This window comes from Komagataeibacter saccharivorans (genome assembly GCF_004348195.1).
In the GTDB taxonomy this organism is placed as follows: Bacteria; Pseudomonadota; Alphaproteobacteria; order Acetobacterales; family Acetobacteraceae; genus Komagataeibacter; species Komagataeibacter saccharivorans.
In genome coordinates this window covers 1,601,029-1,615,505 of sequence record NZ_CP036404.1, presented here as the reverse complement: position 1 = coordinate 1,615,505, position 14,477 = coordinate 1,601,029, and the positions used below count along the sequence as shown (strand labels likewise).

Annotated in this window: 14 protein-coding genes; 4 read left to right on the top strand and 10 right to left on the bottom strand. The window is 63.5% G+C overall.

The window, feature by feature from the left end; all coding sequences use genetic code 11:
- Positions 1-68: 68 nt before the first annotated feature.
- The 7 genes from hisD to KSAC_RS07325 form a co-directional block, all read right to left on the bottom strand.
- Positions 69-1,382, bottom strand: coding sequence for a histidinol dehydrogenase (hisD, locus tag KSAC_RS07355; protein WP_132304923.1), 1,314 nt, complete (start codon positions 1,380-1,382; stop codon positions 69-71).
- Entirely contained in the window at positions 1,379-2,113 is a 735-nt protein-coding gene (gene hisG, locus KSAC_RS07350; RefSeq protein WP_102325595.1) for an ATP phosphoribosyltransferase, read from the bottom strand. Before hisG ends, hisD begins: the two co-directional genes overlap by 4 nt.
- Before the next feature lie 102 nt (positions 2,114-2,215).
- The gene (murA, locus tag KSAC_RS07345) at positions 2,216-3,478 is read right to left on the bottom strand and encodes a UDP-N-acetylglucosamine 1-carboxyvinyltransferase (protein ID WP_102325596.1); all 1,263 of its coding nucleotides are present in this window, start codon (positions 3,476-3,478) and stop codon (positions 2,216-2,218) included.
- An 18-nt stretch (positions 3,479-3,496) separates the two neighbouring features.
- Positions 3,497-4,051, bottom strand: a complete 555-nt coding sequence (gene dcd, locus KSAC_RS07340; protein ID WP_102325597.1) for a dCTP deaminase — start codon at positions 4,049-4,051, stop codon at positions 3,497-3,499.
- 96 nt (positions 4,052-4,147) lie between these two features.
- Complete coding sequence (locus KSAC_RS07335) at positions 4,148-4,339, bottom strand: hypothetical protein (RefSeq protein WP_110547778.1); 192 nt, start codon at positions 4,337-4,339, stop codon at positions 4,148-4,150.
- Positions 4,340-4,397: 58 nt separating this feature from the next.
- Positions 4,398-5,522, bottom strand: coding sequence for an aromatic ring-hydroxylating oxygenase subunit alpha (locus KSAC_RS07330; RefSeq protein WP_102325599.1), 1,125 nt, complete (start codon positions 5,520-5,522; stop codon positions 4,398-4,400).
- 227 nt (positions 5,523-5,749) lie between these two features.
- On the bottom strand, positions 5,750-6,985 hold the full coding sequence (locus tag KSAC_RS07325; protein ID WP_132306166.1) for a glycosyltransferase family 4 protein: 1,236 nt from the start codon (positions 6,983-6,985) through the stop codon (positions 5,750-5,752).
- A gap of 102 nt (positions 6,986-7,087) precedes the next feature.
- Here KSAC_RS07325 and KSAC_RS07320 point away from each other — a divergent pair, with 102 nt between their 5' ends.
- From KSAC_RS07320 to infC, 4 genes are all read left to right on the top strand, one after another.
- A complete protein-coding gene (locus tag KSAC_RS07320; RefSeq protein WP_132304921.1) occupies positions 7,088-8,062 on the top strand; it encodes a tetratricopeptide repeat protein in 975 nt (324 codons plus the stop codon).
- A gap of 4 nt (positions 8,063-8,066) precedes the next feature.
- Positions 8,067-8,969 carry a glycosyltransferase family 9 protein gene (locus KSAC_RS07315; RefSeq protein WP_132304919.1) on the top strand — a complete coding sequence of 301 codons (903 nt, stop codon included), beginning with the start codon at positions 8,067-8,069 and terminating at the stop codon, positions 8,967-8,969.
- Between the two features lie 42 nt (positions 8,970-9,011).
- A complete protein-coding gene (thrS, locus tag KSAC_RS07310; protein ID WP_132304917.1) occupies positions 9,012-10,946 on the top strand; it encodes a threonine--tRNA ligase in 1,935 nt (644 codons plus the stop codon).
- Between the two features lie 224 nt (positions 10,947-11,170).
- A complete protein-coding gene (gene infC, locus KSAC_RS07305) occupies positions 11,171-11,692 on the top strand; it encodes a translation initiation factor IF-3 (protein WP_014105241.1) in 522 nt (173 codons plus the stop codon).
- Between the two features lie 100 nt (positions 11,693-11,792).
- Here infC and KSAC_RS07300 read toward each other — a convergent pair whose 3' ends face one another.
- The 3 genes from KSAC_RS07300 to KSAC_RS07290 are packed head-to-tail and all read right to left on the bottom strand — an operon-like array spanning position 11,793 to position 14,450.
- Complete coding sequence (locus tag KSAC_RS07300) at positions 11,793-12,542, bottom strand: SIMPL domain-containing protein (RefSeq protein ID WP_110547783.1); 750 nt, start codon at positions 12,540-12,542, stop codon at positions 11,793-11,795.
- On the bottom strand, positions 12,539-12,868 hold the full coding sequence (locus tag KSAC_RS07295) for a hypothetical protein (protein WP_102325604.1): 330 nt from the start codon (positions 12,866-12,868) through the stop codon (positions 12,539-12,541). The genes KSAC_RS07300 and KSAC_RS07295 overlap by 4 nt, the downstream gene beginning before the upstream one ends.
- Before the next feature lie 4 nt (positions 12,869-12,872).
- Entirely contained in the window at positions 12,873-14,450 is a 1,578-nt protein-coding gene (locus KSAC_RS07290) for a sensor histidine kinase (RefSeq protein ID WP_102325605.1), read from the bottom strand.
- Positions 14,451-14,477 lie beyond the last annotated feature (27 nt).

Below are 14,477 nucleotides of genomic sequence, written 5' to 3'. Positions count from 1 at the left end.
AATTGCCGTCCGTCTGCGGGGCCGCAGCGCAATACGGTTGGTTTATGTGGGGATACAAACGCCCCGGGTCAAGTTTCGTTGTGCGCGCCGTCCAGCGTGGCGAGCCTGACGGACACGCTCAGCGCATGTGCGTCAAGCCCTTCGGCCCGTGCAAGGCTGACGGCGGCAGGACCGATTTCGCGCAGCGACTCGGCCTGCGCCTCGATGAACGTCGTGCGCTTGATGAAATCGAACACCGACAGACCCGATGAAAAACGCGCCGTGCGGCTGGTCGGCAGCACATGGTTGGGACCACCCACGTAATCACCGATCGCCTCGGGGCAGTAACGCCCGACAAAGATGGCGCCCGCGTGCCGCACGCGTTCAAATACCGGTGCGGGATTGTCGATCATGAGTTCCAGATGTTCCGGCGCGATCGTGTTTACAAGATCGGCGGCTTCATCCAGATCGCGTACGATGACGATCGCGCCATGTGCGTCCCAACTGGTGCGGGCAATTTCGGCACGCGGCAGGGTTTCAAGTTCCGTTGCTACCGCGCGCTCCACTTTTTCCGCCATGGCGGTATCGGGCGTGATCAGGATGGACTGGGCCATGGGGTCATGTTCGGCCTGCGCCAGCAGATCAAGTGCTATGGCGCGCGGGTCGTTATTGCCATCGGCTATGACAACCACTTCCGACGGGCCGGCGATGCTGTCGATTCCCACCGTGCCGAATACCTGCCGCTTCGCTTCGGCCACATAGGCATTGCCCGGTCCCACCACGCGGTCCACGGGGGCGATGGTCGCCGTGCCATAGGCCATGGCGGCCACGGCCTGCGCGCCGCCCACGCGATAGATCTCGCTCACGCCGGAACGGCGGGCAGCGGCCAGCACCAGCGGGTTAAGCGCCCCATCGGGCGTGGGAACGCACATGGCAATGCGCTTGACCCCCGCCACACGGGCCGGGATTGCGTTCATCAGCACGGAGGAAGGATAGGCTGCCTTGCCACCGGGCACGTAAAGCCCCACCGAATCCAGCGCCGTCCACCGCATGCCCAGTGTCACACCGGCCTGATCGACGTAACGCAGCCCCTCGGGCATCTGGGCCTTGTGGAACGACTCGATACGGCTGGCCGCGACTTCCAGCGAGTCCAGCAGTTCGGGTGCCACTTCAGCACAGGCGGCCTCGATTTCATCGGGGGTGATCCGCAGGCGGTCGGGGGTGACGTCGGTGCGGTCGAAACGGTTTGTGAATTCACACAACGCTTCATCGCCACGGGCACGGACGGCTGCCAGAATTTCGGTTACCGGCCCGTCGACGCGGGCGGTGTCGCTGTCACGCTCGGCCAGCAGCTTACGGAATTCGGTGTCGAAATCGGTCCGGGTCGTATCAAGGCGTTTCATGACTGCTGGTCCCTGGTCTGCGCCGGTGCCAGCGCCGTGCGGAAACGGTTGATGAGTGCGGTAATGCGTTCGGGCTGGGTTTTCAGCGCCGTACGGTTCACGATCAGGCGGCTGGTGATGTGCGCGATGGTGTGGGTTTCCTCCAGCCCGTTGGCCCGCAGGGTGGAACCTGTATCGACCAGATCGACAATCAGGTGCGACAGGTCCAGAACCGGGGCCAGTTCCATCGCGCCGTGCAGATGCACGATGCTGGCGTTTATGCCGCGTGCGGCGAAATGCCGCCGCGTGATGGAGGGGTATTTGGTCGCCACCCGTACCTGCGACAGGCGGTTGGGATTGTCTTCCTGCCCGCTGCGGTCACGCGGCTGGGCGATGGAAATACGGCAGCCACCGATCCCCAGATCAAGCGGGGCATAGATTTCAGGGTAGTCGAATTCCATCAGCACGTCGGCGCCGCATATGCCGATCTGTGCACCGCCGAAGGCGACGAAAGTTGCGACATCGAACGAGCGCACCCGCACCACGTCCACGCCGGGATCGTTGGTTTCAAAGCGCAGGAGACGGCTTTTTTCGTCATTGAAATCCGGGCCGGGCACAATGCCCGCCGTATGCAGAAGCGGCGCCGCGGCTTTGAGGATACGGCCCTTGGGCAGGGCCAGTACCAGCGGGCTATCCGTTTCCGGAACGGGGTTCTGGGCCGGTGACAGGACGGTCAATGCATTCTCCGACATGAAGGCGGGCACCCGCTGTCAGTGCAGGGTGCTTTTCGTGACATGCGCGCATACCACATTCAGCCGTCATGCAGGAAGGGCGCTTTTCTCCGGTCTGGTGTGCTAGCCCGACACGCGTTCGATATGCGCGCCGCACTGTGCGAGCTTGCGTTCCACGGCCTCGTAACCGCGGTCCAGATGATAGACACGGCTCAGGATCGTCTCGCCATGGGCTGCAAGCCCCGCCAGAATCAGTGAAAACGACGCCCGCAGGTCGGTCGCCATGACCGGCGCGCCGGACAGAGCATGTACGCCGCGAATGATGGCGGAAGATCCATGGACATTGATGCGCGCGCCCATGCGGTTGAGTTCGGGCACATGCATGAAGCGGTTTTCGAAAATGGTCTCCGTCACCATTGACGCCCCTTCGGCGACCGACAGCAGCGCCATGAACTGGGCCTGCATGTCGGTGGGGAAGCCGGGATAGGGTTCGGTCATGATATCGACGCCACGCAGCGCGCCGGTGCGCTGGACACGGATCGCACCGTCTTCCTGCGTCATTTCAACGCCCGCTTCCTCCAGCGCGCGCACGACCGCGCCCAGATGTTCGATCTGGCCGCCCACCAGCCGCAGTTCCCCGCCGGTAATCGCGGCAGCGCAGGCATAGGTGCCGCATTCGATCCGGTCGGGCATGACCCGGTAGCGCGCGCCATGCAGCGCCTCCACCCCGTCAATGACCAGCTTGCCGCCACCGGCATCGGTGATGCGCGCCCCCATGGCGTTGAGGCAGCCCACCAGATCACCGATTTCGGGTTCACGCGCCGCATTGACGATCTCGGTCCGGCCTTTGGCCAGACAGGCGGCCATAAGCAGGTTTTCCGTCGCCCCGACCGAGGCGAAAGGCAGGATGACCCGCTCCCCCTTCAGCCCGTGCGGCGCTTCGGCATGGATATAGCCGTTTTCAAGTGTGATCTTCGCCCCCAGCGTTTCCAGCGCCTTGAGGTGCAGGTCAACCGGGCGCGTGCCGATGGCGCAGCCGCCGGGCAGCGATACGCGCGCCACCCCGCAGCGTGCCAGAAGTGGCCCCAGCACCAGAATCGATGCCCGCATCTTGGATACGATGTCATAGGGCGCTTCGGTGTTGGTGATGGTCCCGCCAACGGACAGCGTGCCGCCGTCGCCGCTTACGTCTTCCACCGTCAGGCCGTGCTGTTCCAGCAGGCGACGCATGGTACGGATGTCGGCAATGCGGGGGACATTGTCCAGCACGAGCCGTTCGGACGTGAGCAGGCCGGCGACAAGCAGCTTCAGGGCCGAATTCTTGGCCCCGCCGATAATGATGTCGCCACGCAGCGGATGCCCGCCGTGAATGATGAAACGGTCCATGCGGTGTGGTTCCTGCCCTTACATGCGTGGCGGGGCGACGCCAACCTGCCCCATGTACTTGCCCTTGCGGTCGGCGTAGCTGACCTCGCAGGGGGAAGCGCCCTGGAAGAACAGGAACTGGCAGATCCCCTCATTGGCATAGATGCGCGCGGGAAGTGGCGTTGTGTTGCTGATTTCGATCGTGACCTGGCCTTCCCATTCGGGTTCCAGCGGGGTCACGTTTACGATGATGCCGCACCGCGCATAGGTGGATTTGCCAAGGCAGACCACCAGCGTGTCGCGCGGTATGCGGAAATATTCGACCGTATGCGCCAGCACGAAGCTGTGGGGCGGAATGGTGCAGCAGTCCCCATGGCGGGTGACAAAGCTGGTGTCGCTGAAATTCTTGGGATCGACGACCGCGTTGTCCACGTCCGTAAATATCTTGAATTCATTGGCGACACGCGCGTCATACCCGTAGGAGGACAGACCGAACGAGATGACCCCGCTACGGTTCTGCTTCTCCACGAAGGGTTCGATCATGCCATGGTCCGTGGCCATGCGGCGAATCCACGTATCAGGCATTATTGGCATGGTGTCCCTTCCTTCGGCATCTGGTGCGTGCGGACGGAACTGCCGCCAGCCGCTGCGCGACCACTAGCGAAGTGACCGCCCAACCGCAACTGGCAATCACCTTTCATTGCAGGATATGTCGCGCCCATCGCTTTTGTCCGTATCCGGGGCCGGGGTGCTGCGCGCACGGCTCTGCTGCTTGCGGCGGCGCAGGTTGGCGCGCAGGGCTTCGGCCTCGCGTTCAAGGCGTTCGCGGCGCGCGGCGGCGGCCCTGTCGGTCAGGGTGGGGGAATCGGTCCGTTCGGTCATGGTCGCGTTTCGTCGGCACAAGGTGTTGCCCGCCCCGGTAGCCGGGGCGGGATGGGGGTCAGGCCGTGGTTTCGGCTTCAGGCTGCGTGGCTGCGGTCTGCTGCTTCACGTCCTGCGGACAGCCGCAGCGGATCAGCAGTTCACGCAGCGCGCGCACGACGGGAAAGATTTCGACATTGCGGTCGTGGCCGACTTCGTCCCATGCCGCCTGTTCCATTTCCACAATTTCCTTGTCCTCAAGGAAGATGCGGTTGGTGAACCAGCCAAGGGCGGGCCAGATCACATCGATCAGCAGCGGCGTCTGCGGGCGCAGGACCGAAAGCAGGCCGAAGGAAAGGGTCTCGCGCTGGTCCTTGTCCTGCGGGACGTAGGCAACCCACAGGTCCATGATCAGGTCACCGTCCTTATCGACGATGCGCAGGGTCTGGTACGGATATTCCGTACGGATGGTCACGACTTCCTCAATGGGCTGTTCCTTGCCCTGAAGATCCTTGTGCTTGCCAAAGATCAGCCGTTCGGCCAGCGGCTGCTGCCCCGCGCTGCGCATGAAGCTGTAGCGGGCTTCGATAAAGTCCTCGCCACGGTCCTGACCGAGGAAGCGGGCCTTGATCTGCCCCATCTGGCGGCGGTGCAGGAACTGATGGTTCATGTCCATCAGGTTTTCGTGCATGAAGGTGTAGTGGCAGTTCACGCGCGGGCTGAAATGCTTGGTCTTGTAGGCGGGGTTGTCCGTCTGGGCCAGTTTGGGGAAGGGGACGGTATCAGCCTTTTCCGGGTCACCGGGGAAAATGAAGATCAGGCCGCCCGCCTCGCGCACGGGGAAAGTACGCACGCCGTTGGGCAGCTTGCCCTTGCCCAGATAAGGCACGTCGATGCAGCGGCCCGAACGGCCGAATGCCCAGCCATGGTAGCAGCAGCGCACGGTCTGCCCCTTCACCAGCCCCTTGCTCAGCGGCACCTGCCGGTGGGGGCAGCGGTCATACAGCGCGAAGACGCCACCTTCCTCGGGCCGGACCAGGGCGATCGGCGTACCGGCATAGGATACGCCTACCGTTTTGCCCTTGGGCACATCGGATGACCACGCGACCGGATACCAGAAATCCGGATTGGCATTGACCCTGCGCAGGTCGGGCTGCGGGGTCGCGGATGCGGTGTCAGCCATGGCGGGGGAAATCTGGTTCATGTGGTGCAGTCCCGAAAGTGTTCACGTTGGAATGGTGGCCGGCGGGTCACGCCCGTATGCCACGGATATAGCTGCGCAATGGGTGAAGAATTTCGGCGATGTTGTCGACTGTAAACCATGCCTTGCATAAGGCCCATGCTTAATGCTGGACGCTCCGCGCGGCTTTCCGGGCCACCATGAGCCAGATCAAGGAAACCCTTTTCCAGCCATGGCATAATTGTCATGCGTCACAGGCTGGCCTGCGCGGGGTGCGGGCCCTGCCCATCTTCCTCCCCGGTGGTCAGGCCATGGTAGAAACTGTCCGCCAGATGCGTGTGCAGCAATTCATCATAGACCGTCAGCGTCGCGTACTGCATCGCCTGTGTCGAATAATGCGTGACCACATTTTCGCGCGCATGCCATGCCAGATTTGCCCGCTCCTCCGCTGAGAGGGTCATGACGCGGTGGATGCATCCGGCCAGCGCCTCCACGTCACCGGGGGGGAAGATGAAGCCGGTTACCCCATCCTCCACCGTTTCCAGTGCCGCGCCGTGTCCCGCCACGATGACGGGGCAGCCCATGGCCTGTGCTTCCACCACCACGCGGCCGAACGGCTCGGGCCGTAGGGAAGGGACGATAACCATGTCCGCCAGCATCATGGCGGCGGGCATGTCGGAACAGTGACCGGCAAAGCGCAGATGCCCGTCAATGCCGCGCTGCCGGGCGAGGTTTACAAGCTCTGTTCCCTGCTTCTCGTTCGCTTCACCCACGAAAACGCATACCCATTCCCCGATGGACGGTTCCGTGCGTTGCAGCCGCGCCAGTGCTTCGAGCAGCAGGGCATGGCCTTTCCACGCCGTAACCCGCGCAGGCAGCATGATGACGGTGGCTCCATCGGGGATGTTCCACTGTTCGATCAGGGGCTGCACGCGGTTGCCCCGCACGCCGTGGGGGTCGAAGCGCACCATGTCCGCGCCGCGTGGGATCAGGCGCAGGCGGTCGCTGCCAACCCCGTATTCATCATGCAGGCGGTTCGCGATATAGCGGCTTATGGCAATGACCCGCGTGCCGGAGGCCAGCACGCTGTTATACCGCTTCTTGCCCGGCAGATTGGCGGCATGCACGCCATGCCATGTGGTGACGAAAGGGACATCAAGCCGCCGACATGCCAGATAGGACGCCCATGCAGGCGCGCGCGAACGGGCATGGACCAGTCTTACGCCGTAATGCTGTATGACATGGCGCAGCCTGCGGGCATTGCGCATGATGGCAAGCGGGTTTTTGGCGCCAAGTTCCATTTCAATGGGGATGGCGCCGATATATTTCAGGCGCGGTACAAGACGCCCACCGGCACTGGCGACGAGGGCCGTGCCCCCGGCCTGCACGATGGCCTGCGCCATTTCCAGCGTGCCCTGTTCAATGCCGCCGGATTCGAGTGCTGGCAGGGCCTGCAGGATAACGGGGCGGTCGGTAACGGTTTGCATCACACTCCACCCTATCATGAACGTAACGGAACTGCACGGTCTGCTGGCGAATGGGGGTTTTGTCCTTGACCTTCATGCCCTGCGGTCCGACGAATGGGGGTAATGAGACTTTCTGCCTGCCTGCCTGTTCCCCGTTTCGCCATGCAGGGATTGCGCCCTGTCGGGCGCGCTGTTTTCCATGCCCGGCTTCCCTTGCGGCCCGACCGCAGCCCTGGGGTAGTGTGGGTGGCGGCCATGGCCGTGGCGGGGATATGTATGCTGCTGGCTGTCGTGATCTGCGGGCGCGCATGGGCGCAGGCGGCTCCAGCCGCCCCCGCACCGTCCGAACCCGTGGCTGCATCAACGGGTGGGGAGTGGAGCTTCCGGCGCTGTACCGCCACCCTGTCCGATGACCCCGATGGCGCACGCGATTATGCGGAGGACTGGCAGAGCCACGGTGGCGGGCTGGAGGCTGAACAGTGTGATGCCATGGCGCAGATGGAACTGGGCGACGTGGCGACCGCCGCGACAATGCTGGACCATCTGGCCCATGTAACCGACTGGTCATCCCCCCGGCAGGCCGGAACGCAGGCTCCGGCGGATACAGCGCTCGCCCTGTCGCGCCGCGCGGGTCTGGCTGAACAGGCGGCGCGGGCATGGCAGGCGGATGACAGTCCCCGTCAGGCACTGGACAGTGCTGCCTATGGCCTGACGCTCAGGCCCGATGATGCGGCGCTGAAACTGGTTTATGCGCGCGTTGCGGTGGAACTGGGCCAGCCCGCGCGGGCGGTCGAGACGCTTACGCCGCTGCCGGGCAGTCAGATGGAACGTGATGAGGCATTGGTGGCGCGCGCCGCCGCATGGCGCCAGATGGGGCGCATCGATAAGGGTATGGCCGATATCAATGCAGCGCTGAAGGATATGCCCGATAATGGCGCGGCCCTGCTTGAACGCGGTATCCTGTACCAGCGGCAGGGACTGATGGAAGCCGCCCGCGCCGACTGGCAGGACGTGGTTGCGGTGGCCCCGGATTCGGATGAGGCCGATCTGGCGCGTCAGGACCTGTCCCTGCTGGAAACAGACCCCGAGGCCCCCTGATCCCATGGCCCGCATTCTGGTGATCCGGCTGGGTGCGCTGGGCGATTTTGTCCAGTCCTTCGCGCCTTTCGCCGCCATTCGCGCCCATCATGTGCATGACCGGGTTGATCTGCTGACCCAGCCCGCCTTTGCCGAACTGGGGCAGCACGCGCCATGGTTCGACCATGTGCTGACGGACAGCCGTCCGCCTTGGCATGACCTGCGCGCGGTCATGGCCCTGCGGCGGATGCTGCGTTCCTATGATTTCATCTACGATCTGCAGACATCGGGACGCAGCACGCGCTATTTCCGCCTGTCGGGCATGAAGGCGTGGTCGGGAATCGGGCGGGGCGCAGTGGCGGTGCATGACAGCCCGCAACGTCGCTTCATGCATACCCGTACCCGTCAGCGTGACCAGTTGCGTCATGCGGGACTCGACAGCCTGCCGGTGCCCGACCTGTCATGGCTGGCGCGGGGTGGTCCTGTTCTGCCGGGGCCGTACGCCGTGCTGGTGCCGGGCGCCGCCGCCCATCGTCCTGCCAAGCGCTGGCCGGTGGAGCGGTACGCGGCCCTTGCCACACATTTGCACGCGAAAGGGCTGCTGCCCGTTGTTGTCGGCAGTAAGGCGGAAACGCCGCTTGCCACCATTATCCGCCGCGCATGTCCTCCGGTGCTGGACCTGACGGGCCGGACCAGCCTGCTGGAACTGGGTGGGGTGCTGGCGCGGGCGGCCTGTGCCGTGGGCAATGATACCGGGCCGATGCACATGGCCGCAGCGCTGGGCGTGCCCGCCACCGTGCTGTTTTCGGCAGACAGCAATCCGGCGCTGACCGCCCCGGTGGGGCAGTATCCGGGGCAGGTAAAGGTGATTTATGTGCGCGATCTGGCCACTGTGCGCGTGGACAGGGTTGCGGCGACGCTCGCCTGACGCCATTACAGCGGAATATCTTCATACCGGAGCAATGAAACCATGCCTGCCATAACCCTGCCTGACGGATCCGTTCGCCGCTTTGACGGGGCAGTGACGGGCACTACCGTGGCGCAGTCCATTGGTGCGGGCCTTGCGCGCGCCGCCCTTGCCATGGAAGTGGACGGTAAGCTCATGGATATCGGCCGCGCGGTCGATCATGACGCCCATGTCCGTTTCATCACCCGCAAGGACCCCGAAGCGCTGGAAATGATCCGCCACGACGCCGCCCATGTGCTGGCCGAGGCGGTGCAGTCGCTGTTTCCCGGCACGCAGGTCACGATCGGCCCGTCCATCGAAAACGGCTTCTATTACGATTTCTACCGCAACGAACCCTTCACGCCGGAAGATTTCGCCGCGATTGAAAAGCGCATGGGCGAAATCGTGGCCGCGAACGAACCCTTCGTGCGCGAAGCGTGGCCGCGTGATCAGGCCATCGAATTTTTCGAGGCCAAAGGCGAGCGCTTCAAGGCCGAGCTGATCCGCGACCTGCCCGAAGACGAGGAAATTTCCATCTACCGTCAGGGCGAATGGCTGGACCTGTGCCGTGGGCCGCATCTGCGTGGCACGGCTGACGTGGGGAATGCTTTCAAGCTGATGAAGGTGGCGGGCGCCTACTGGCGCGGCGATCATCGCAATCCCATGCTGACGCGCATTTACGGCACGGCGTGGCGTGACCGTAAGGAACTCGAAGCCCACCTGCATCAGCTTGAGGAAGCCGAACGGCGCGATCATCGCCGCATTGGCCGGGAAATGGACCTGTTCCACATTCAGGAAGAAGCCGTGGGCCAGATCTTCTGGCATCCCAAGGGCTGGCGGCTGTATTCGGTGCTGCAGGACTATATGCGCCGCGCCCAGAACGGTAACGGCTATCAGGAAGTGCGCACCCCGCAACTGGTTGACCGTGGGCTGTGGGAAGCATCCGGCCATTGGGACAAATACCGCGAGCACATGTTCATCGCTACGGTCGAAGACGAGGACAAGACCCTCGCGCTGAAGCCGATGAACTGCCCATGCCATGTGCAGATATTCCGCCACGGGCTGCGTTCGTATCGCGAACTGCCGCTGCGCATGGCGGAATTTGGCGCTTGCCATCGTTACGAACCGTCGGGCGCGCTGCATGGCATCCTGCGTGTGCGTGGCTTCACGCAGGATGACGCGCACATCTTCTGCACGGAAGACCAGATTGCCGATGAGACCGCCCGTTTCGTGCGCATGCTGTCCGATGTGTATCAGGATCTGGGCTTCGAGCATTTCCGCGTGAAGTTTGCCGACCGTCCCGAACAGCGCGCCGGTGATGACGCGACATGGGACCGCGCCGAAAACGCGCTGAAGGTTGCCTGTGACATGGCGGGCGTCGCCTATGAACATAATCCGGGCGAGGGCGCGTTCTATGGCCCGAAACTGGAATTCGTGCTTCGCGATGCCATCGGCCGTGACTGGCAGTGTGGCACATTGCAGGTGGATTACGTTCTGCCCGAACGGCTCGATGCTTCCTATGTCGGTGAGGACAGTGCCCGCCACCGGCCCGTCATGCTGCATCGGGCCATCCTTGGTTCCTTCGAACGGTTCCTTGGCATCCTGATCGAACAGCATGCCGGTCGCTTCCCGCTATGGCTGGCTCCGGTGCAGGTGGTCGTGGCCTCGATCGTGACCGATGCGGCGGAATACGCGCAGCATGTAACCGATACCCTGCGCGCGGCGGGGCTGGTTGTTGAAGCCGATCTGCGGAACGAGAAGATCAACGCCAAGATCCGCGAGCACAGCCTTGCCCGCGTGCCGGTCATCCTGGTGGTCGGGCGCAAGGAAGCGGAAGAAAACACCGTCGCCATGCGCCGCCTTGGCGGCAAGGCGCAGGACGTGCTGCCGCTGGATGAAGCGGTGTCCGCCCTTGCATATGAGGCCCTGCCACCCGATATCCGGCGTGCGCGCGGCTGAAAGCGCATTCCCGTGCCGTGACTGCATGGCTGTTTTCACGGTTGCCGGGCAAGACAGTACTTGATCTGGGGCGCATCTTTGCGTCACATATCTTCCATAATGCAAGGTCATTCCCTGCCCGCGCGTTTTCGGTGGCTCCGGCCCCCGGCGCGTAGGCATGCGGGATGGCCCTGCCTGCCGTTCGAATGAAACAGTTACAGGAGCTGACCATAGCCAGACCCCCCATGCCCACTCCGCCGAACCGAGAGGGCCCCCGTGTCAATGAAGAGATCCGCGTACCGCAGGTGCGTCTGATCGACGAAGAGGGCGAGATGCTTGGCATCATGTCCACGCGTGATGCACTGGCACGCGCTTATTCTGTCGGGCTTGACCTGCTCGAAATCAGCCCGAACGCCGAACCGCCCGTGGCCAAGGTCCTTGACTACGGCAAGTTCAAGTACGAGCAGCAGAAGAAGCGTAACGAAGCGCGCAAGAAGCAGAAAGTCATTGAAATCAAGGAAGTCAAGGTTCGCCCGAACATTGATGAAAATGATTATCAGGTCAAAATGCGCGCGATGAAGACCTTTATCGGCGAAGGGGACAAGGTGAAGGTGACCCTTCGTTTCCGTGGCCGTGAAATGGCGCATCAGGATCTGGGTGTGAAGGTTCTCGAACGCATTCGGGCCGAGATGGACGAACTGGCCAAGGTTGAGCATATGCCCAAGCTTGAAAACCGCCAGATGATCATGGTGCTGGCCCCGCGCTGAAGCGCCCGGTTTTCGGTCCATGAAATGAATAAAGGCCCGTGAGAGATACTCTCCGGGCCTTTTTCATATCCATCCCCGGCATGGGGATCTGGGTATTGCCCTATGGCGTCAGCAGCACGGTCGCGCGGGCGGTGGCTGTAACATCCTGCATCCCCGTGGGGGCGGATGGGGCCATCATGTCGGCGCTGGCGGCGCGCGCCATCATCATGGGCATCGGGCGTGGCATGTCCTGATCGTCCAGCGAGACGGAGGCGAGGGATGAAATCTTCAGCTTCAGGGTATCGGCGGCGGCATGGGCGCGCTGCTGCATATCCTGTAGTGCGAGGGTTTCCGCCTGTCGGGTCAGTTCAGCCCGTTTTTTGCGCGATACCGACCAGTCAAGCCGCGTCAGCGCAAGGTTTTCCGCCTGCAACTGCCCGACCAGTGGCAGCAGCGTCTTGCCATCAGCCGCCGTCAGCCGGATGGTCTGGCGGGCGACCCATTGCGCCCTGCGGTTCTGACGGGTGTCGGCATCTTCATGCTGGACGAAATACGACTCGGCATTGACCGTCAGGTCCGGGGTCTGCGCGGCGGCGGATATGGCCTTGCCGATCAGTGAATTGACCTGTGCCTGCGCCGCCGCAGCGGTGTCCGCCCGGGATTCGGCAAAGAAGGTGGCGGTCAGTTGATCGGGCTGGGCCTGCACCGTACCCGATGCGGTCAGTTCAAGCCGTGTTTCGTCGGATGGGGCGGAGTCGGTGTTCGCACCGGTGCCCTGCGCCAGCGTTACGGCCGGATACAGGCTGGCGGCGGCCAGCAGGGCAGGAAGGGCATGGCGACGGGTAAGGGAACGAAAGCGTGTGAAAATCATGAATGCGTGGTCTCCTTCAGTTCGACCAACGCACGACGGAGTCGTACGATCCCTGAGCGGATGCGCCCGATGCGGCACATGTCTTCTCCCTGCATGCGCAGGCTGTCCACATCCTGCGGCAGGGCAGGGCCGTAGGCATCGATGATGTTCAGCAGCCTGTTGCAGTAGGCCTTGGTGTCGCTGGTGATGATGACGGGTTTGTCCGCCCCGTCCCGTGCGGTAATCACGCGCGCCATGTTACCCGGCTCTGCCGGGGCGGGTGATGCACCGCACAGGCAGAAGCTCATCACGACGATGGCGGGCGTCATGGCGGGGTGCATGTTCATGGCGCTACTTTACGCTACTGTTCATGTCATGCTGATGGGGGAAAGGTGACGTTTGCGTCATGCCTGATATGTGCGCATCGGATGGAAAATCTTCTTCGCGCGATGTCAGCGCACAGGCGGCGATGGGCAGGGCGAGCGAAACCGTAAGCCCGGGATTATGGGCCGAAAGATGCATCCGCCCCCCATGCAGTTGCACGATGGCGCGGACCATGGACAGACCCAGTCCCGCGCCGGGGGTATTGCGGGCCTTTTCCGCCCGGAAGAAGCGTTCCGTCGCCCGGGCCATGTCGGCTTCGGTCATGCCGATTCCCTCGTCACTGACCGACAGGTCCAGCATCCCTTCACCCGTTGGCCCGGTTATCCGCCCCGGCGAGATTTCGCGGATCTGGGCGCGCAGGAAGACGGTACCGCCGGGCGGGGAAAACTTGATGGCATTGTCCAGCATGTTGGCCACGGCCTGCTGCACCAGCGACCGGTCACCGTAGAAGGACAGGTGTGCCGGCAGGTCGAGCGCCAGGGCGATCTCATGCTCTTCCGCCACCGCTTCATACAGGTCCGCCACATCCAGCAGGACGGGAACCAGATCGAATGTCATGAAAGCCGAGCGGCGGGCCCCGGCCTCAATCTGGGCAATGCGTAACAGGGCCTCGAACACGGCGGTCACGTTATCCAGGTTGCCGACCGCGCGTTCGATCGCGCCACGCAGTTCATCGGGCGTGGTGGCGTGAAGGGCCGCGTCCTCAAGCTGCGTGCGCGCCCGCGCGATGGGGGTGCGCAGGTCATGGGCAATGGAATTGGAAACCTGTCGCACGCCATCCATCAGGCGCACGATGCGATCCAGCATTTCGTTGATGGCTTCGGCGACCTGATCCATCTCGTCGCCATTGCCAACCAGCGGCATGCGCCGGCTCAGGTCGCCATGCGCGATGGCGGAGGTCGTGCGCGCCACGGTCTTGACCATGCGGCGGAAAATCCCGTGAACCAGCACCGCGCCACTGACCGCAAGCAGGGAGACCATGACCCAGGCCCATAGCAGGGAATCGGTCAGCAGGTGCCGCAGTACCCCGCGTGAGCGCACGTCGCGACCGACCAGCAGGCGGTAGCCACTGTCCAGTTGCCCTGCCGTATGGGTCTGCGCCGTGCCGGGCAGGCGGTAGGCATGCAGTTCCGCCATGCCGCGCAGTCCCGCGCGCGTATCGGGCAGGGTGTACCAGCGGTCGGTATACTGCACGCGTCCCGGCCATGCGGAGACATTGCCCGTCAGGTAATTGCCCTGCGGGTCGATGACCATATAGATCGCGTCGTCATCAAGGTTCTGTTCAAGCCGGTCCTCGATGGTCAGCGCCAGCGTGGGCAGCCCGCCCATGACCCAGCGTTCGGCCAGCGCGCGGGCATCGGCGTTGATGGCGGTTTCGACCTGACGCTCCAGAAACCCGATCGTGCCCCACCACATGAAGGACATGAACAGGACGGAAGACAGGGCGAACAGCATGCCATAGGCCAGCGAGAACCGCAGGCTGGCCGACCGCCACGCCCGCCATGGCGACCGGCGTGGCCGGACCTGTGTGAAGCCTTCCGCCATTACGGCCGGGACCGCAGGCGGCTGTGC